We start from the raw sequence: 17,555 nt of genomic DNA, 5'->3' as shown, positions 1-17,555 counted from the left end.
CTCGCGAAGCGGCCCGCCGATCACACCGGATCGGCGGGCCGTTCGCGTGTGTCGATCGACCCGGTGCCGATCAATGCGGTGACGACGAGCCCCACGCCGATCACCCCGACCATCGCGCCCACGACGTCGGTCGGGAAGTGCTCGCCGAGCGCCACCCGGCTCGCCGTCGTGACGGCCACGGCGAGCACCTCGACCATCAGCACGGCCCGGGCCCAGGCCGGCGCCGATCGGCGGCACAGGACCACGGCAGTGACCGCGACGGCGGTGATCACGGTGGCGTGCCCGCTGGGGTAGGTCCAGTCCTGGCCGGCGCCCGGTGGCCCCGGGCGCTGGAAGAGCACCTGTGTGCCGGCGACGGCGACGCACGCGGCGAGCAGGACGGCGTGGCGCCAGAGCCGTGCCCGTACCGTGGGCCGGCGCAGCGCCGCCGCGACGGCGAGGACGATGCCGGCCACGGCGAGCAGGGCCCCCGCGCCGGCGGCGGCCTCGACGACAGGCGCGTCCACAGGGAGCCGGAACTCGCGCACGAACCACGTGTCGAGCGGGGACCACCGGTCACGCACGACGGCGCCCAGCACGCCGGCGGTACCGATCGCAGCGGTGCCGGCGACGAGCAGCCGGGTCCTGTGGTCGGACTCGGGATCGTGGGAGGTCATCCGCGAAGCGTCCCGCCGCGGGCGCGCCGGGCCATCCGGAATGGCCCGGGGGCGACCCCTGGTCAGGACCGCGCGGGTTCTCCGGCGGGTTCTCGCAACCTCCGCAGCAACAGCCAGCTCACGGCCGGGAGCGCGATCAGCGGCGCGAGCGCCACCTGCAGGGACGTGTGGTCGGCCGCCACGCCGATGAGCGGGCTCGCGAGACCCCCGACGCTGACGGTGAGGCCGAGGGTGACGCCGCTGGCGGTGCCGACGCGGCGGGGCAGGTAGTCCTGGCCGAGGGTGATGCTCAGCGAGAACGGGACGTAGAGGCAGGCCGAGGTGAGGGCCACGCAGACGAGCATGAGCGGGCCGGGCACGACCACCACGCCCGCGACCGCGAGGATGCAGACGGCGGAGGACCAGCGCACCACGGAGGTGCGGCCGAAGCGGTTGGCGAGCGTCCCCCCGAGAACGGTGCCGACGGCGCCGCCGAGGTAGAGCACGAACAGCGCCGCGGTGCCCGCGACGTCTCCGCCGCCGGTGCGCTCAGCCGCGTAGAGGGAGATGAAGGCGCTCAGTCCGACGAACACGATCGAGCGGCAGACGATCGAGCCGGAGAGCCTGCCGAACGACGCCCAGTCGTCCGAACCAGCGGTGGGAGTGGCGCGGGTGCCGGCGGGCCGGGGCGCCGACACGGCCCGCACGGCCGCCACGCAGAGCGCGCTGCCCACCACGGCGGGCAGGATCAGCAACGGCGAGGCGCCGAGGCCGCCGAGCGCGACGACGCCGCCGACCAGGAGCGGCGCGGCCGCGAAGCCGAGGTTGCCGCCGAGGGAGAACCAGCTCATCGCGGTGTGGCTTGCGCCGCCCGCGGCGCGCGCCACGCGCGCGGACTCGGGGTGGTAGGCCGCGACCCCGATGCCGGACAGCGCGACGAGCGCCAGCGTCAGGGCGTAGGAGTCGGCGACCCCGCAGAACGCGACGCCGATGCCGCCGAGGAGCGTGCTCACCGGCAGCAGCCACGGCATCGGCCACCGGTCGGTGAGCGCGCCGAACAGGGGCTGTACCACCGACGACAGCAGCGACGCGGCGAGGACGAGGCCGGCCGCCGCGGCGTAGGTGTAGGCGCGTTCGGACACGAAGAACGGCACCAGCGCGGCGACGGCCCCCTGGTAGACGTCCACGCAGGCGTGTCCGGCGGCCATGAGGGTGATCGGTCCGGTGCGGGTGGCGAGCTGCTGCGTCACCGCCTGATCGTCGCCGCGGTCCGGCCTGTCGCGCTTCCGATAAAGTGCCAATACATGCCGAACATCCGCCACGAACCGGTGGCGCCGACCCGGCTGCAGCCGCTGGCCAGCGGGGAGTGCATCGACCCGCACCGGCACGACGACCACCAGATCCTCTACGCGGGCTCCGGCGTGCTGGCGATCACCACCGACGCCGGCACCTGGTTCGCCCCCGGCACCCGCGCGATCTGGGTGCCGGCCGGCACCGTGCACGCCCACCGGGCCTACGGCGATCTCGAACTCCACATGCTGGGGGTGCCTGCGGCCACGAACCCGCTCGACCTGGACCGCCCCACCGTGCTCGTCGTGAGCCCGCTCCTGCGCGAGCTGATCCGCGCCTACACCCGCGCCCCGCAGGAGGACACGCCCGAGCGACGCCGGCTGCACGCCGTGCTGCTCGACGAGCTGCGCGTGTCCCCGCAACGCCCGGTGCACCTTCCCGAGCCGAGCGACCCGCGGCTGGCGGCGGTGTGCGCGGCCCTGCGCCGCGACCCCGCCGACACCCGCACGCTCGCCGCCCTCGGAGCCGAGGTCGGGGTGGGCGAGCGCACGCTCACCCGCCTGTTCCGCGCCGACCTCGGCATGACCTTCCCGCAGTGGCGCACCCAGCTGCGCCTCTACCACGCGCTGCGGATGCTGGCCGACGGCTCCCCGGTCACCACCGTGGCCCACACCTGCGGCTGGTCGTCCACCAGCGCGTTCATCGACGTCTTTCGCCGCGCGTACGGCCACACCCCCGGCGTGCACAACCGCACGGCCTGATCTGCCTGTCCGATCCGTTCACGACCCGCCACGGGCGCGGCGCCTACCGTCTCGCGCATGACGATCGAAACGAAGCTGGACGCCGTCGGCATCGTGGCGGCGGACCTGGCGAAGTCCCTGGCCTTCTACCGCGCCCTCGGCCTCGCGGTTCCCGACGGTGCGGAGAACGCGCCGCACGTCGAGGTACCGCTCGGGGGCGGCATGCGGCTGATGTTCGACACCGAGGAGACGGTCCGCTCGTTCCACCCGTCCTGGAGCCCGGCGGTCGGTGCCGGCCGGATCGGCCTCGCCGTGTCGCTCCCGGACGCGGCGGCGGTGGACGCCGCGTACGCCGAGCTGATCGCGGCAGGCCACCACGGCGAGCTGGAGCCGTTCGACGCTCCGTGGGGCCAGCGCTACGCGAGCGTGAACGACCCGGACGGCAACGGCGTGGACCTCTACGCGCCTCTCTGACCGCCGTAGATCTTGCTGGGTGCGACGCCGGCCATCGCCCGCACCTCCCGGGACAGGTGCGGCTGGTCGGCGTAGCCGGCCTCGGCGGCGGCCTCGGCGATCGGGACACCGTCGTACAGCAGGAGCGAGGCCCTGCGGAAACGCAGCACCCGGCGCAGGACCGCAGGCCCGTAGCCGAACGCGGCGAGGCAGCGGCGGTGCAGAGAACGCTCCGTCCAGCCGAGCCGGTGGGCGGTGGCGGCCGCCGAGGCGCCCTGCTCGAGCTGGGCGGCGACGATCCGGACCGCGTGCTCGGCCGGGTCGCCGGGCAGCGCGAGCGCGAGACCGAGGAGCACGGGAAGGGGTGGCTCGCCCTGTTCGAGGCGCGCGAGCGCCCGCCGGGCGAGCGCGGGGTGCAACTCGGCCACCGGCACCCGCTGGTCACGCACCCCCGCTGCGGGAACCCCGAGCAGCGCAGGGAGCCGCCCGGGGGCGAAACGCAGGCCCGCGCTCAGCACCCCGGGCTCGCGGCGGGCGGGGTGCGGCCCGGTGTCGGGCCCGGCGACGAGCAGCTCCCGCCCGGTCCAGACCAGGTCCATGCACCCGTCGGGCAGCACGTCGAGCGACTCGGCCGGGGCGCCCTCCGCGACCCCGGCCGTCCAGGCGCACTCGATCTCTCCGCGCAACGGACGCGGCGGCGGGAGCTCCCGGTAGCCCACGGCGGGAAACGTTAGTCCGTCTGTCCGACATCGGCGCTCGCGGCCGCCAATAGGATCATCGCGACGATCGGACGGAAACGGAGCCGCGATGGCCGAGCCCCGCGAAGACCTGGACCTGCACACCGATCGGGCCCACGGGGCCCGTATCTACGACTACGTGCTCGGAGGCAAGGACAACTACACCCTCGACCGCGAAGCCGCCGAAGCGGCGATGCGGGCGTGGCCGGGGCTGCGCACCTCGATGCGGTCCAACCGGGCGTTCATGCAGCGCGTGGGCCGGTTCCTGGCCGGCGAGTGCGGCATCCGGCAGTTCCTCGACATCGGAACGGGCATCCCCACCTCGCCGAACCTGCACGAGGTCGTGCAGGAGACCGCGCCGGACGCGCGGATCGTCTACACCGACAACGACCCGATCGTGCTCGCCCACGCGAGGGCGCTGATGGCCAGCACCCCGCAGGGCCGCACCGCCTACGTCCACGCCGACCTGCGCGACCCGGCTGCCATCCTCGCCGCGCCCCAGCTGCGCGCCGCCCTCGACCTGGACCGGCCGGTCGCGCTGCTCGCCATCGCCGTGCTGCACTTCATCGCCGACGACGACGAGGCGCGCACGGTGCTCGGGAAGCTGGTGGAGGCACTGCCGTCGGGCAGCTACCTCGCCGTGTCGACGGGCACCGCCGACTTCGACCCCGAGCCGCTGGCCGGCGTCGTACGGGCCTACGAGGCGAACGGCGAGGTGATGAAGCTCCGCAACCATGCCCAGGTGGAGCGGTTCTTCGACGGGCTGGAGCTCCTCGAGCCGGGCGTCGTGCAGGCCCACAAGTGGCGGCCGGACGGCATCGCGAGGGGCCTGGTGAAGAAGGACACGGACGTGGCGATGTACGCCGGGGTGGCGCGCAAACCCTGACCGCGCTACGGCAGCTCCAGCGCGAGCAGCCGCGAGCTGAGCGACTTCCCGTGCGTGTCGAGGGCCAGCGACGTCGTCACACCGCCGTCCCGGATGCCCGTGCAGACGAACTGCAGCGCCGGCAGCAGCGGGAGCTCGTACCGGAGCACGTCGCCGTCGACGTACCGGGCGAGCTGAGTGCGTACCCGGTCGGCAGTGAGCTCGCGGACGAGCAGCGGGTAGTCCGCGGGGGCGTAGGGGATCACCGAGAGGGTGGCGACGTTGCCCTTGTCGCCCGCCCGGCAGTGGGCGAGCTCATGCAGCCGGACGGGCATCTCCCACCCCCAGGATCGTGACGGCAGGCGTCACCGTCGAGCGCGGGACGAGCGTGGACACGACGCCGACGACCTCCCCGGTGAACACGCGCACGCCACCGCCGCCCGCCGGGCCGTTCGTGTACAGCGCCTCGACCTCGTGCCCGACGGTGTCGAGCACACCCGCGTCGGCGCTGAGCGCCGCGACCCGCACCCGGCACTCGGCGTGCTCGTCGGCGTCCGGGGGCACGACACCGAGCACGTCGATCCGCGGCCGGACCGGGAGGCCGGCCAGCCGCGCGGCGAGGACGTCGGCGGCGAGCGCGGCCCTGCGGTCGGCGCACGGGCCGGAGTAGGAGATCTCGGCCTCGACCTTGTGCCCGGCCCGGTAGCCCACGCTCACCTTGAGCGTGCCGGGGCGCGGCCGCCCGCGCGCGCCGGTCACCCGCACCCGGTCCGGCCCCACCTGCGTGACCGTGACCCCGCGCAGGTCGAGCACGACGTCCGGGGTGCGGTAGCCGGTGGGATCGGTGATCTCGTAGAGCAGCTGCTCCCGCACCGTGGCCCGGTCGAGGCGACCGCCCGTGCCGGGCAGCTTCCCGTACTCCGCGGTGCCGTCCGCGGCGACGTCGGCGTAGGGGAAGCCGAGGTCGGCCAGCCCCGGCACGTCCTTCACGCCCGGGTCGGCGAAGTAGCCGCCGGTGAGCTGGCCCGCGCATTCGAGCAGGTGCCCGACGAGCGTGCCGGCCGCCGCGAAGCCCGGGTCGGCGAGGTCGCGGCCGAGGCGGTGGGCGAGGGGGGCGAGGAAGAGCGACGGGTCGGCCACCCGCCCCGTGACGACGACCTGCGCCCCCGCCTCGAGCGCGGGCAGCACGGCGTCGGCACCGAGGTAGGCGTTCGCGGCGACCACCTCCCCGTGTGCGCGTAGCGGCAGGCCGTCCTCCAGCGCGGGCGTGTCCAGGTCGAGCCGGTCGAGGACGTCGTCACCGGTGACGACCCCGACCCGTGCGCTCGAGCCCAACCGGGCCACCAGGTCCCGGGTGACCCGGCCCGCGCGGAGCGGGTTGGCCGCGCCCATGTTCGTGATCACCCGCACGTCGCGCGCGAGCGCCGCAGGCAGCAGCCGCTCGAACCGGGCGAGGAGCCGCGGGTCGTGGCCGGCGGCGGGATCGGCGAGCCTGCGCTGCTGCCCGAGTGCGATCGTGCGCTCGGCGAGGCACTCCAGCACGACGTCGGCGAGCCCGGCCCGCTCGGCCAGCTCGACCGCGGGTTCGAGGCGGTCGCCCGCGAACCCGGCGCCCGCGCCGATCCGGACGGTCCTCATACGATCGCCCCCGTGGCGAGCGCGACCACCGTCATGACGAGCGTGGTGCCGAACGCCCAGCCGAACACGAACCGCTGGTGCGCGCCCAGCTGCACCCCGGCCATCCCGACGAGGATGAACGTCGAGGCGGTGAGCGGGCTGAGCGGGAAGCCGGTGGTCATCTGGCCGAGGATCGCGGCGCGGGCGACCTCGGCGGGGTCGCCGCCGAGCGCCGCCGAGGTCTCCGCCAGCACCGGGAGCACGCCGAAGTAGTACGCGTCGGGGGTGAACACGAGGCTGAGCGGCATGCTCGTGACGGCCACGAGCGTGGGGAGCGCACCACCCGCGCCGTCGGGCACGAGGCCGACGAGCGCCCTGGCCATCGCCTCGATCATCCCGGTGCCGCCCAGCACACCGGTGAACACGCCCGCGGCGAAGATCATCGTGGTGACGAGCACGACGCTGTGGCCGTGCCGGGTGAACAGGTCCTTCTGGGCCTCCCAGCCGGGCCGGTTCACCAGCAGCGCCAGCACGAACGCCACCACGAACACGACGGGCAGCTCGGCCAGCTGGGCGAGCAGGACCACCACGAGGGCGACGGTGAGCGCGACGTTGAGCCAGAACCGCACGCGGTCGGCCGTCGTGCGCGGCTCGGAGGGCGCGTGCGCGGCACCCGGCGCATCGGCCGGCACCGCGTCGACCGGGGCGGGGACGCCGGGCTCGGACACGGTGCCGATGCGCTTGCGCTCGGCGCGCCCGATCAGGACGGCCGCCACCAGGACCCACAGGATCCCGGCGCCCATCGCAGGCAGCACGGGGACGAACAGGTCGCCGCTGGTCAGGTCCAGGGCGGCCATCGCGCGAGCGGTGGGACCGCCCCACGGGACCATGTTCATCACGCCCGCGCCGAGGCAGACCACCGCGGTGAGCACGAGCGGGCGCATACCGAGCCGCTGGTAGATCGGCAGCATCGCGGACACCGTGATCAGGAAGGTGGACGCGCCGTCCCCGTCGAGCGCGACGAGGAGCGTGAGCACCGCGGTGCCCACGGTGATCTTCAGCGGGTCACCGCCCGCCCAGCGCACGACACGGCGCACCGCAGGGTCGAACAGCCCGGCGTCGACCATCAGGCAGAAGTAGAGCACCGCGAACGTGATCATGATCGCGACCGGGGCCACCGTCTCGAACCCGGCGAGGATCAGCTCCCCGAGCCGGTCACCGGCGCCGACCACCAGGGCCGCGACGATCGGCAGCGCGGTGAGCGCGATGAACACCGACACGCGCTGGGACAGCACCGCCACCAGGAAGGCGGCGATCGTCAGGAAACCGGCCACGGCGAGCATCGTTGACCTCCGGCGTCGAGTACCGGTCACCCTCCGCGAGAACAGTCATGCGCGTCAAACACCAGTTCTCGATAGATTCATGCCCTAGAGTCATGAAACTGTGCGCACGGATCTGACGCTGCAGCAGCTTCGGGTGGTGGCCGAGGTGTACGACGCGGGCAGCTTCACGGCGGCCGCGCAGCGGCTGCTCGTCGCGCAGTCCTCGCTCAGCCGCACCGTGGCCGAGGTGGAGCGGCGGCTCGGGACGCCGCTCTTCGAACGCACCACGCGCCGGCTGGAGCCGACCCCGGCCGGCCGGGAGATCGTGGCCGCGGCCCGGCGCGCGGTCGACGCCGTGGACGCGGAGATGCGGCACGTCGAGGGCTACCTCGCGGGGAGAACGGGGCGGGTGCGCATCGCGACGCTGCCCTCGCTCGCCGCGATCCTGCTGCCCGGGGTGGTCTCGGCGTTCCGGGTCGACCACCCGCAGGTGGAGCTGTCGATCGAGGACGCGCTGTCGGACGAGGTCCTCGAACGCGTGCGCGGCGGGGTCGTCGACCTGGCGGTCACGGTGGTGTCGGAGGTGCCCGACCCGCTCGCCGATCTCGCGGTGACCCCCGTGGCGACCGACCGGTTCTGCTGCGTGGTGCCGCCCGCACACCGATTCGCCGGCCGGGAGCGGATGTCGTGGAGCGAGCTCGCGGGGGAGCCGTTCATCGCCTTCGACCGCACTACGAGCATCCGCCAGCACGTCGACGCCTCGCTCGCCGCGGCGGGCGTGACGCCGCGGCAGGTGGTCGCGGCCCGGAACATCGCCGCCGTCGCGGGACTGGTGGCGGCCGACCTGGGCGTCTCGGTGGTGCCAGGCCTGGTGCTCCCGCTGATGGGGTTCGCCGGCGTGGGCCACGTCGTGCTGGACGAGCCCGCCGCACACCGGACGATGGCCGTGGTGCGCGCGGCCGCCCGCCCGCTCTCACCGATCGCGGCGGCGTTCGTCGCGGCGCTCACCGATCCGGCGCGGGCGCGTCCCGAGCTGCCGGAACAGGCGAGGTGGCTGGAGTCGGACCCGGCGCCGGACGCACAACGGCCCGGCCCTCACGGGAGAGGGGCCGGGCCGTCGTAGGTCGGCGGGGTTCACGCCTGGCGCAGCACGCCCTCGACCTCGAGGTGGATCTGCACCTTGTCGCCGACGACCACGCCGCCGCCGTCGAGCGGCATCTTGATGTCGACGCCGAAGTCGTTGCGGTCGATCGTGGTGGAGGCGGAGAAGCCCGCGCGGGTGCCGCCCCACGCGTCCGGGCCGAAGCCGTTGACCTCGAGCGCCAGCGTCACCGGACGCGTCACGCCCTTGATCGTCAGCTCACCGTCGACGGCGAGGTCCCCGTCGTCGACGCGCACGCCGGTGGAGCGGAAGGTCCACTCCGGGTGGTTCTCGACGTCGAAGAAGTCGGCCGAGCGGATGTGGCCGTCACGCTGCTCGTTGTTCGTGTCGATCGACGTGGCGTCGATCGTGGCGGTGACCGTGGAGTCGGTCAGGTTCTCGCCCGTCACGATCTCGCCGGAGAAGACGCCGAAGCGGCCGCGTACCTTGCTGACCATCATGTGGCGGACCGTGAAGGAAACATCGGAGTGGCTCGTGTCGATGTCCCAGGTTCCCGCGAGGTAGCCGGGGATCGAAGTGGTGGCTGCGCTGGTCATCGAGAACTCCCGAGTTAGTTGAACTCTCACTTGTTGAGAGGCACACTAGCTCAAGGCGCATGAGCGCTCAACTATTCCGGAGGTGTGGTGTCCGACACGCGTTGGCTCGACGAGCACGAGCAGCACACGTGGCGCAGCTTCCTGACCGCCAACCGGCTGTTCTTCGACGGCATCGAGCGGCAGTTGCAGCAGGACTCGGGTCTGCCGCACGCCTACTACGAGATCCTCGTGCGCCTGTCCGAGGCCCCGGAGCACACGCTGCGGATGAGCGAGCTCGCCAGCACGTCGCTGTCGTCGAGGAGCCGCATCTCGCACGCGGTGGCCCGCCTGGAGGAGATCGGGTGGGTGCGGCGCAGGCCGTGCGAGCACGACAAGCGCGGCCAGCTCGCCGAGCTCACCGAGGCGGGGCTGGCAGGCCTCGAGGCCGCCGCACCCGCACACGTCGAGGCGGTGCGCCGGGGCCTGTTCGACGCGCTCTCCCCGGAGCAGGTGGCTGCGCTGCGTGACATCAGCGACACGCTCGTCGCGCACCTGTCGGACCAGCCCGTGTGGCCGGCGTCGGACGATCATCCGTGAGCCCCCACTGGGCGTGAGCCCGCAGGCTGACGCCGCCTAGAGTCGCTCCTATGGCAACTCACGTCGATGTCGTGGTCCTCGGGGCGGGTCCGGGTGGGTATGTGGCGGCGATCCGCGCGGCCCAGCTCGGCCGCAGCGTCGCAGTGGTGGAGGAGAAGTACTGGGGCGGGGTGTGCCTGAACGTCGGCTGCATCCCGTCGAAGGCGCTCCTGCGCAATGCCGAGCTCGCCCACATCGTCACGTCCGAGGCGAAGACGTTCGGCATCTCCGGCGACGTCTCGGTCGACTTCGGCGCAGCCTTCGACCGCAGCCGCACCGTGGCCGAGGGCCGGGTCAAGGGCGTGCACTACCTCATGAAGAAGAACAAGATCACCGAGGTGGACGGCTGGGGCTCGTTCGTCGACGCGAACACGGTCGAGGTGAAGCTCGGCGACGGCGGCACCGAGCGGATCACGTTCGACGACGCCATCATCGCCGCCGGTGCCGAGACGAAGCTCCTGCCCGGCACGTCGCTGTCCGACCGCGTGGTGACCTACGAGGAGCAGATCCTCACCCGCGAGCTGCCGCGCAGCATCATCATCGCCGGCGCGGGCGCCATCGGCGTCGAGTTCGCCTACGTCATGTGCAACTACGGGGTCGAGGTCACGATCGTCGAGTTCCTGGACCGGCTGCTGCCGCTCGAGGACGCCGACGTGTCCAAGGAGCTGGCCAAGCGCTACCGCAAGCTGGGCGTGCAGGTGCTCACCTCCACCCGCGTGGAGTCGATCGACGACTCCGGCGACCAGGTCACCGTCACGGTCACCGGGAAGGACGGGCAGACCCGCGACCTGCACGCCGACAAGGTGCTGCAGGCCATCGGGTTCACCCCGCGCGTGAAGGGCTACGGCCTGGAGAACACCGGCGTGCAGCTCACCGACCGCGGGGCGATCGCGATCGACGACCACATGCGCACGAACGTGCCGAACATCTACGCGATCGGTGACGTCACGGCCAAGCTCATGCTCGCCCACGTCGGCGAGGCGCAGGGCGTGGTGGCGGCGGAGACGATCGCCGGTGCCGAGACGGTGCCCCTCGACTACGTGATGATGCCGCGGGCGACGTTCTGCAACCCGCAGGTCGCGAGCTTCGGCTACACCGAGGCGCAGGCACGGGAGCTGGCGGACGAAAAGGGCTGGAAGGTCAAGGTCGCCCAGTTCCCCTTCACCGCCAACGGCAAGGCGCAGGGCCTCGGCGAGCCGGGCGGGTTCGTCAAGCTCGTCGCCGACGAGACCTACGGCGAGCTCCTGGGAGGGCACCTCATCGGGCCCGAGGTCACCGAGCTGCTGCCCGAGCTGACCCTGGCGCAGAAGTGGGACCTCACCGCCCACGAGCTCGCCCGCAACGTGCACGCCCACCCCACGCTGTCCGAGGGCCTGCAGGAGGCGTTCCACGGTCTGACCGGGCACATGATCAACCTCTAGCGCGCTCCAGCCATCGATCGAGGCACCGGCGCAGCCCGTCGGCGGCCTGTGCGGGTGCCTCGGCTCCGCGCGCCGACTGCCGACCACACCGCCCGTGGCGCCGCCACAGCCGACTTCACACACCAAGCACGGACTTCACACAACGCCGGCCCTGTGTGAAGTGGCCACTAGGTGTGTGAAGTGGCCATCGGCGGGGGGAGAGGGCCCTGGGGATCGGCCCGAGGAGTACATCAGCATCTCCGCCGAGCCCGTGGTGTGCTGATCGGAGCGATCTCCGCCGGTCGCGCACCGGGTGCGCGACCGGCACGGAGATCGGCCCTCGTGCCCGTGAGACCGGGCTGCTGGCGGCGCCGCGCGCCCACCGGTGCGGCTGGAGAACCGCAAGCGCTGATCACGTCCCCGGGCGGGCTGACCGCGGTTCGGAACTGCGCGTCAGCTGTCCAGCGGCGGCGGTGTGAACCCGCCGAACTCGCGCTCGACCAGCTCGGCGAACCGGATCGTGGTGCGGTCTCCGTACATCGGGCCGATGGCCTGCACCCCGATCGGCAGCCCGTCCTCGGACAACCCGATGGGCAACGCCGTGGCCGGGAGGCCGGGCAGCGTCGCCGCGCCGGCGAGCGCGATCTGGTCCAGGTAGTCGTGGTCGGCGCCGTCGATGCTGATGCGACGGCTTCCCATGGGACTGTGGTCGTGCGGGAACGCAGGGGTCGGCATGACCGGGTAGATCACCACGTCGAACTCGGCGAAGAGCTCGCTCCAGCGCTGCCGCAGCACCGCGCGCCTGCCGTCGGCCGCGAGCCAGTCGCGGTGGCTGAGCACCGTGCCGCGGGTGCGCTCCGCGGCGAGGCTCTCGTCGGCGGGATCGAGCTGCGCAGCGGCCGCCCGCGTGTGCTCGTAGATCTCCGCCGGGTACCGCGCGCCGAGCGTCGACATCAGCAGGTGCATGTACACCCGGGCGGTGTCGGCCTGGTCCGGCAGCAGCGGGCTGTCCCGCTCCACCTTCGCGCCCGCCTCGGTCAGCGCGTCGGCGACGTTGCCGATCGCGGTGCGGACGCTCGCCGCCGTCGGGATCAGCGGGTGGGTGTCAACGACCAGCACGCGGTAGTCGGCCAGCTCCGTGTGCCGCGGCGCGGGCAGCGCGAGACGGTAGGCGATGCCGCTGCCGAGCGGGTCGGGTCCTGCGAGGACGTCCAGCAGGAGCGCGAGGTCCGAGGCGGTGCGCGCCATCGGGCCGATCACCGCCAGGTCGCTCTCGGCCGGCAGCACGGGCATCCCCGGTGCCGTATGCCCACGCAGCGGGAGCAGCCCGAGCGTGGGTTTGTGGGCGTAGACGCCGCAGTAGTGCGCCGGGTTGCGCAGGGAGCCGCCGATGTCCGAGCCGATGGACAGCGCCCCGTACCCGGCCGCGAGCGCCGCGGACGACCCGCCCGACGACCCGCCAGGGGTCAGCCCCGGGTCCCACGGGTTGCCGGTGGTCCCGTAGATCGCGTTGTAGCTCTGCACGTCGCCGAGGACGAGCGGCACGTTCGTCTTGCCGAGTACGACGGCGCCCGCCGCCTCGACCCGCTCCACCGCGACGGCGTCCTCATCGGCCACGAAGTCCTTGAACTCCGGGATGCCCCACGTCGTGGGCAGGCCGGCCACGTGGAAGGACTCCTTGACCGTCATCGGCACCCCGAGCAGCGGCCGGGCGTCGCCCCGGGCGCGCGCCGCGTCGGCGGCCCGCGCGGCGTCGATGGCCCGGTCGAAGTCCCGCACGCACACCGCGTTCAGCGTCGCGTCGTACCGCTCGATCCGAGCGATGGCCTCCTCCGCGAGCTCAACCGCCGAGACCTCGCCGCCCGCCATCGCGTCGACGAGCTCCGTCGCGCTCCGATAGGGCTGTTCACCCATCTCCCACCTCCGTCGTCGCCAGCCATCGCTCGATCCCCACCCGCCCGTCCGGGGCGAACGGGCGTGCCGGGTCGGCGAGGACGTCCCGCAGTTCCTGCAACGTCACCCAGCCGCCCCACACGACCTCCTCCGGCTGGTGGCGCAGCGGCCCGTCCCAGCGCACCTCGTAGAGGAAGACGTGGTAGCGCACCTTGCCGTCGTCGTAGGCGAAGCGGCCGATCGGCGTCAGCGGGACGCCGTGCACGCCCAGCTCCTCCTCGAGCTCGCGGGCGGCTGCGGCGTCGGGCGACTCGCCGGGCCCGAGCACGCCGCCCGCCCAACAGTCATAGCACCCGGGGAAGATCAGCTTGTCGGGCGAACGGCGGTGCAGGTAGACCCGTTCGCCGTCCCCGCTGCGCACGAGCACGCCGGTGCTGGCGTGCCAGAGGCCCTCCTGGTAGACGACGCCGCGGGGAGCCACGCCGACGACCCGGCCCCCCTCGTCGTAGATCGCCACGGGCTCATCGACAGGGCACACCCCCTCATCATGACCTCTGCACGCGGCTACGCTCGCCCCCATGACGCACGTCGAGGTCGGCCGATGACCGCCCGCCGGATCATGGGCACCGAGGTCGAGTACGGCATCTCGGTCCCCGGCGACCCCACCGCCAATCCCGTGATCACCTCCACCCAGGTGGTGCTCGCCTACGCTGCGGCCGCCGACATCCCGCGCTCCCGGCGTGCCCGGTGGGACTACGAGGTGGAGTCGCCCTTGCGCGACGCGCGCGGCTTCGACCTGTCGGCGCCCACGATGCACAACCCCTCCGAGTCCGAGCTGGACGACCTGGGCGCCGCCAACGTCATCCTCACCAACGGCGCACGGCTCTACGTCGACCACGCGCACCCGGAGTTCTCCACGCCGGAGGTCACCACCCCGCGTGACGTCGTGATCTGGGACAAGGCGGGGGAGCGGGTGATGGAGGAGGCCGCCGAGCGGGCCGCCACCGTGCCCGGGGCGCCGCGGATCCAGCTGTACAAGAACAACGTCGACGGCAAGGGCGCGAGCTACGGCTCGCACGAGAACTACCTGATGTCGCGGCAGACCACGTTCCCGTCCATCGTCGCCGGGCTCCTGCCGTTCTTCGTCACCCGCCAGGTGATCTGCGGGGCCGGGCGGGTCGGGCTCGGCTCCACCGGCGACGAGGCCGGCTACCAGATCGCCCAGCGCAGCGACTACATCGAGGTCGAGGTCGGGCTGGAGACCACGCTCAAGCGCGGCATCATCAACACGCGCGACGAGCCGCACGCCGACGCCGACAAGTACCGCCGCCTGCACGTCATCATCGGCGACGCCAACATGAGCGAGTACGCCACGCTGCTCAAGGTCGGCACCACCGCGCTGGTGCTGGACATGATCGAGGCAGGCGTGCGCTTCGACGAGCTGCGCCTGGCCGAGCCGGTGCGCTCGGTCCACCGGATCAGCCACGACCCCACGCTCAAGACACTGGTCGATCTCACGGACGGCCGGAAGATGACCGGCCTCGACATGCAGCGCGCCTACTTCGAGAAGGCCCAGAAGCACGTCGAGAACACCCTCGGTGCCGACGTCGACGAGGCCACCGCCGAGGTCCTCACGCTGTGGGGCGAGGTGCTCGACGACCTCGCCCGCGACCCGATGAGCACGGCCGACCGCCTGGACTGGACCGCGAAGCTGCGGCTGCTCGAGGGCTACCGGGAGCGCGACGGACTGAACTGGAACTCGGGGCGCCTCGCGCTGGTCGACCTGCAGTACACCGACGTCCGCATGGCCAAGGGCCTGTACAACCGGCTCGTGACGCGCGGGTCGATGAAGCGCCTCGTGTCCGAGGACGACGTCGTGGCGGCGATGCGCCGCCCGCCCGAGGACACCAGGGCGTACTTCCGCGGCCGCTGCCTCGAGCGCTACCCGACGGAGGTCGCGGCGGCGTCGTGGGACTCGGTGATCTTCGACCTCGGCCGGGAGTCGCTGGTGCGGATCCCCACGCTCGAGCCGTTGCGGGGCACCCGCCGCCACGTCGGGGAGTTGCTGGATCGATCCCGTACCGCCGAGGAGCTGGTGGAAGCGCTCACGCGCGGCTGACCCCGCCTCGACGAGGCCGGACGCGCTCGACGCGCCCACCGACCCGACCGCAATCCCGGGCGTGTCGTGGATCCGCTAGGTAGTGTTCATCTACACCGATTCGGCACGCCGCATGCAGGACGGCAGCGGTGGCCGGGAAGGCGCGAGGAGGATCACGATGTCGCAGGAGCAGACCAAGCGCCAGGGCGGTGGCGGGGGCGACGACGAGGACGGTGCCGACGCCGCTGCGGCAGGCCAGGAGCGGCGTGAGAAGCTCGGCGAGGACGTGGACACGATCCTCGACGAGATCGACGACGTGCTCGAGGAGAACGCCGAGGACTTCGTCCGGGCCTACGTGCAGAAGGGCGGCGAGTAGCCGCCCCTGCGCGCTGCGCCCCCACCTGCACCGCACCCGCGCGGAGAGAGGCTCTCACCTGACCATGACGTTCCCCGAGCGTCCGCCCCTCGGCGTGCCTACCGGCCTGGGCGCGTACCTCACCCCCGGCGCCACGTCGTTCACCGACTTCGTCGCCGCCACCGCCCCGCACCTCCTTCCCGGCAGGGTGCCGCCGGGCGCCGCACCGGCCACCGGTGCGGGCGCGGCCGGAGCGCTCGACGTCCCCCACGGCACCACGATCGTCGCGCTCACGTTCTCCGAGGGCGTGGTCATCGCCGGTGACCGGCGGGCCACCCAGGGCAACGTGATCGCGCAGCGCGACATCGAGAAGGTGTTCATCACCGACACCTACTCCGCGGTCGGCTTCGCCGGCACGGCGGGCAACGGCCTGCAGATGGTCCGGCTGTACAGCGTCGACCTGGAGCACTACGAGAAGACCGAGGGCGTGCCGCTCTCGCTGGACGGCAAGGCCAACAAGCTCGCCGGCATGGTCCAGGCCAACCTGGCCGCGGCACTGCAGGGCTTCGTCGTCGTCCCCATCCTCGTCGGCTACGACGTCGACGCCGAGCCGGCGAAGGCCGGCCGCATCGTCACCTACGACGCCGCGGGCGGGCGCTACGACGAGCTGCTGGGCTATCACGCCATCGGCTCCGGTTCGGTCTTCGCGAAGTCGGCGCTGAAGAAGCGCCATGACCCGGGCGCCGACCTCGCCGGTGCCGTCCGCGCCGCGGTCGAGGCCCTCTACGACGCCGCGGACGACGACACCGCCACCGGCGGCCCCGACCTCACCCGCCGGATCTTCCCCGTGGTCGTGAGCATCACGGGCCCGGACGGTGCCGTGCGCCGGTCCGAGGAGGAGATCGAGGCGGTCGTGCGCGAGGTCGTCGCCCGCCGCACCGAGAATCCCGGGGGATGAGAAGTTTGTCGCCCGTGATCCGCTCCCTCTCGACGCACCAGGAGTTCCTGCCGTGACGATGCCGTTCTACTCGTCGGTCGACCAGCTGCTGCGCGACCGCTCCGAGCTGGCGCGCAAAGGCATCGCCCGAGGGCGCAGCGTCGTCGTGCTCACCTACACCGGCGGCGTGCTCTTCGTCGCCGAGAACCGTTCCACGGCCCTGCACAAGGTCTCCGAGATCTACGACCGCATCGGGTTCGCCGCGGTGGGCCGCTACAACGAGTTCGACAACCTGCGCACCGCAGGCATCCGCCACGCCGACCTTCGCGGGTACACCTACGACCGCCGCGACGTCACCGGGCGCGGGCTCGCCAACGGCTACGCCCAGCTGCTGGGCACGGCCTTCGTCGAGCAGCAGAAGCCATACGAGGTGGAGCTGTGCCTCGCCGAGGTCGGCACGGATCCCGGCTCCGATCAGCTCTACCGCATCACCTACGACGGCTCCATCACCGACGAGCCGCAGTTCGTCGTGATGGGCGGCACCACCGAGCCGATCAGCGCCAAGCTCCGGGAGACCTACCGGTCGGGGCTGGAGCTGAAGGAGGCCATCGGGATCGCGGTGGAGGCGTTGCAGGCCGCGTCCAGCGGCAACGGTGGCACCCACGAGGTGCTCGGGGTCGGCACCCTGGAGGTCGCCGTGCTCGACCGCACCCGCCAGCGGCGCACCTTCCGGCGCATCACCGGCAACGTGCTGCGCGACCTGCTCCCCGAGGCCAACCGGGCTGTGAGCGGTGCCCGCGGAGCCGAGGCGGGCGGCGACGACGTCCCGGCCGGCAGCGGAGCGGTGAACGGCGACGCCGGCTCTTGACCTGAACCGGGCTTCACGTTCGATCCTGGTGA

The 17,555-nt window shown here is 72.7% G+C and carries 19 protein-coding genes; 10 read left to right on the top strand and 9 right to left on the bottom strand.

The genetic code is table 11. The annotated features are described in order from the left end of the window. Window positions 1–20: 20 nt before the first annotated feature. Together FHX44_RS37105 and FHX44_RS37100 are read right to left on the bottom strand one after the other, a co-directional pair. Complete coding sequence (locus tag FHX44_RS37105) at window positions 21–656, bottom strand: phosphatase PAP2 family protein (RefSeq protein WP_147260022.1); 636 nt, start codon at window positions 654–656, stop codon at window positions 21–23. 62 nt (window positions 657–718) lie between these two features. Continuing rightward, entirely contained in the window at window positions 719–1,843 is a 1,125-nt protein-coding gene (locus tag FHX44_RS37100; protein ID WP_147261778.1) for an MFS transporter, read from the bottom strand. Window positions 1,844–1,939: 96 nt separating this feature from the next. On the opposite strand from FHX44_RS37100, the gene FHX44_RS37095 reads away from it, so the two are divergent. Continuing rightward, window positions 1,940–2,686, top strand: a complete 747-nt coding sequence (locus FHX44_RS37095; RefSeq protein ID WP_147260021.1) for an AraC family transcriptional regulator — start codon at window positions 1,940–1,942, stop codon at window positions 2,684–2,686. A 57-nt stretch (window positions 2,687–2,743) separates the two neighbouring features. Further along, complete coding sequence (locus FHX44_RS37090) at window positions 2,744–3,139, top strand: VOC family protein (RefSeq protein WP_147260020.1); 396 nt, start codon at window positions 2,744–2,746, stop codon at window positions 3,137–3,139. On the opposite strand, the gene FHX44_RS37085 is transcribed toward FHX44_RS37090, so the two are convergent. After that, window positions 3,124–3,837 carry a helix-turn-helix domain-containing protein gene (locus tag FHX44_RS37085; RefSeq protein ID WP_147260019.1) on the bottom strand — a complete coding sequence of 238 codons (714 nt, stop codon included), beginning with the start codon at window positions 3,835–3,837 and terminating at the stop codon, window positions 3,124–3,126. The genes FHX44_RS37090 and FHX44_RS37085 overlap by 16 nt on opposite strands. An 88-nt stretch (window positions 3,838–3,925) precedes the next feature. On the opposite strand from FHX44_RS37085, the gene FHX44_RS37080 reads away from it, so the two are divergent. Next, window positions 3,926–4,741: an SAM-dependent methyltransferase gene (locus tag FHX44_RS37080; protein WP_147260018.1), complete on the top strand. Its 816-nt coding sequence runs from the start codon at window positions 3,926–3,928 to the stop codon at window positions 4,739–4,741. 5 nt (window positions 4,742–4,746) lie between these two features. On the opposite strand, the gene FHX44_RS37075 is transcribed toward FHX44_RS37080, so the two are convergent. From FHX44_RS37075 to FHX44_RS37065, 3 genes are read right to left on the bottom strand one after another with little or no spacing between them, the layout of a single operon-like run. Beyond that, window positions 4,747–5,055: an AtuA-related protein gene (locus FHX44_RS37075; RefSeq protein ID WP_147260017.1), complete on the bottom strand. Its 309-nt coding sequence runs from the start codon at window positions 5,053–5,055 to the stop codon at window positions 4,747–4,749. Next, entirely contained in the window at window positions 5,036–6,358 is a 1,323-nt protein-coding gene (locus FHX44_RS37070; RefSeq protein WP_147260016.1) for an acyclic terpene utilization AtuA family protein, read from the bottom strand. The genes FHX44_RS37075 and FHX44_RS37070 overlap by 20 nt, the downstream gene beginning before the upstream one ends. Further along, entirely contained in the window at window positions 6,355–7,680 is a 1,326-nt protein-coding gene (locus FHX44_RS37065; RefSeq protein ID WP_147260015.1) for a CitMHS family transporter, read from the bottom strand. The genes FHX44_RS37070 and FHX44_RS37065 overlap by 4 nt, the downstream gene beginning before the upstream one ends. Before the next feature lie 100 nt (window positions 7,681–7,780). Here FHX44_RS37065 and FHX44_RS37060 point away from each other — a divergent pair, with 100 nt between their 5' ends. Then, window positions 7,781–8,782, top strand: coding sequence for a LysR family transcriptional regulator (locus FHX44_RS37060; protein ID WP_147260014.1), 1,002 nt, complete (start codon window positions 7,781–7,783; stop codon window positions 8,780–8,782). Window positions 8,783–8,793: 11 nt separating this feature from the next. Here FHX44_RS37060 and FHX44_RS37055 read toward each other — a convergent pair whose 3' ends face one another. After that, entirely contained in the window at window positions 8,794–9,357 is a 564-nt protein-coding gene (locus FHX44_RS37055) for a YceI family protein (RefSeq protein ID WP_147260013.1), read from the bottom strand. 87 nt (window positions 9,358–9,444) lie between these two features. Here FHX44_RS37055 and FHX44_RS37050 point away from each other — a divergent pair, with 87 nt between their 5' ends. Beyond that, window positions 9,445–9,933 carry a MarR family winged helix-turn-helix transcriptional regulator gene (locus FHX44_RS37050; RefSeq protein WP_147260012.1) on the top strand — a complete coding sequence of 163 codons (489 nt, stop codon included), beginning with the start codon at window positions 9,445–9,447 and terminating at the stop codon, window positions 9,931–9,933. A gap of 50 nt (window positions 9,934–9,983) precedes the next feature. Continuing rightward, the gene (gene lpdA / locus FHX44_RS37045) at window positions 9,984–11,393 is read left to right on the top strand and encodes a dihydrolipoyl dehydrogenase (RefSeq protein ID WP_147260011.1); all 1,410 of its coding nucleotides are present in this window, start codon (window positions 9,984–9,986) and stop codon (window positions 11,391–11,393) included. A 432-nt stretch (window positions 11,394–11,825) separates the two neighbouring features. On the opposite strand, the gene FHX44_RS37040 is transcribed toward lpdA, so the two are convergent. Continuing rightward, window positions 11,826–13,286 carry an amidase gene (locus FHX44_RS37040; RefSeq protein WP_147260010.1) on the bottom strand — a complete coding sequence of 487 codons (1,461 nt, stop codon included), beginning with the start codon at window positions 13,284–13,286 and terminating at the stop codon, window positions 11,826–11,828. Beyond that, window positions 13,279–13,803: an NUDIX domain-containing protein gene (locus FHX44_RS37035; protein WP_170309195.1), complete on the bottom strand. Its 525-nt coding sequence runs from the start codon at window positions 13,801–13,803 to the stop codon at window positions 13,279–13,281. Before FHX44_RS37035 ends, FHX44_RS37040 begins: the two co-directional genes overlap by 8 nt. A 63-nt stretch (window positions 13,804–13,866) precedes the next feature. On the opposite strand from FHX44_RS37035, the gene dop reads away from it, so the two are divergent. From dop to prcA, 4 genes are all read left to right on the top strand, one after another. Then, on the top strand, window positions 13,867–15,384 hold the full coding sequence (gene dop / locus FHX44_RS37030) for a depupylase/deamidase Dop (protein WP_147260008.1): 1,518 nt from the start codon (window positions 13,867–13,869) through the stop codon (window positions 15,382–15,384). A gap of 157 nt (window positions 15,385–15,541) precedes the next feature. Then, window positions 15,542–15,739 (top strand): ubiquitin-like protein Pup, encoded by a 198-nt coding sequence (locus FHX44_RS37025; protein WP_142101234.1) that lies wholly within the window; start codon window positions 15,542–15,544, stop codon window positions 15,737–15,739. Between the two features lie 64 nt (window positions 15,740–15,803). After that, window positions 15,804–16,676, top strand: a complete 873-nt coding sequence (prcB, locus tag FHX44_RS37020) for a proteasome subunit beta (RefSeq protein WP_147260007.1) — start codon at window positions 15,804–15,806, stop codon at window positions 16,674–16,676. Between the two features lie 52 nt (window positions 16,677–16,728). Then, the gene (gene prcA / locus FHX44_RS37015; protein WP_147260006.1) at window positions 16,729–17,523 is read left to right on the top strand and encodes a proteasome subunit alpha; all 795 of its coding nucleotides are present in this window, start codon (window positions 16,729–16,731) and stop codon (window positions 17,521–17,523) included. Window positions 17,524–17,555: the final 32 nt, after the last annotated feature.

It is taken from the genome of Pseudonocardia hierapolitana, assembly GCF_007994075.1.
In the GTDB taxonomy this organism is placed as follows: Bacteria; Actinomycetota; Actinomycetes; order Mycobacteriales; family Pseudonocardiaceae; genus Pseudonocardia; species Pseudonocardia hierapolitana.
This window is presented reverse-complemented; position numbering and strand designations above follow the sequence as displayed.

Excerpts from the sequence above, each read along its gene's own strand:
- FHX44_RS37055 (WP_147260013.1), bottom strand. The coding sequence starts at position 9,357 with ATGACCAGCGCAGCCACCACTTCGATCCCCGGCTACCTCGCGGGAACC.
- FHX44_RS37065 (WP_147260015.1), bottom strand. The coding sequence starts at position 7,680 with ATGCTCGCCGTGGCCGGTTTCCTGACGATCGCCGCCTTCCTGGTGGCG.
- lpdA (WP_147260011.1), top strand. The coding sequence starts at position 9,984 with ATGGCAACTCACGTCGATGTCGTGGTCCTCGGGGCGGGTCCGGGTGGG.
- FHX44_RS37070 (WP_147260016.1), bottom strand. The coding sequence starts at position 6,358 with ATGAGGACCGTCCGGATCGGCGCGGGCGCCGGGTTCGCGGGCGACCGC.
- dop (WP_147260008.1), top strand. The coding sequence starts at position 13,867 with ATGACCGCCCGCCGGATCATGGGCACCGAGGTCGAGTACGGCATCTCG.
- FHX44_RS37040 (WP_147260010.1), bottom strand. The coding sequence starts at position 13,286 with ATGGGTGAACAGCCCTATCGGAGCGCGACGGAGCTCGTCGACGCGATG.
- FHX44_RS37095 (WP_147260021.1), top strand. The coding sequence starts at position 1,940 with ATGCCGAACATCCGCCACGAACCGGTGGCGCCGACCCGGCTGCAGCCG.
- FHX44_RS37105 (WP_147260022.1), bottom strand. The coding sequence starts at position 656 with ATGACCTCCCACGATCCCGAGTCCGACCACAGGACCCGGCTGCTCGTC.
- FHX44_RS37075 (WP_147260017.1), bottom strand. The coding sequence starts at position 5,055 with ATGCCCGTCCGGCTGCATGAGCTCGCCCACTGCCGGGCGGGCGACAAG.
- FHX44_RS37080 (WP_147260018.1), top strand. The coding sequence starts at position 3,926 with ATGGCCGAGCCCCGCGAAGACCTGGACCTGCACACCGATCGGGCCCAC.
- FHX44_RS37025 (WP_142101234.1), top strand. The coding sequence starts at position 15,542 with ATGTCGCAGGAGCAGACCAAGCGCCAGGGCGGTGGCGGGGGCGACGAC.
- FHX44_RS37090 (WP_147260020.1), top strand. The coding sequence starts at position 2,744 with ATGACGATCGAAACGAAGCTGGACGCCGTCGGCATCGTGGCGGCGGAC.
- FHX44_RS37100 (WP_147261778.1), bottom strand. The coding sequence starts at position 1,843 with ATGGCCGCCGGACACGCCTGCGTGGACGTCTACCAGGGGGCCGTCGCC.
- prcB (WP_147260007.1), top strand. The coding sequence starts at position 15,804 with ATGACGTTCCCCGAGCGTCCGCCCCTCGGCGTGCCTACCGGCCTGGGC.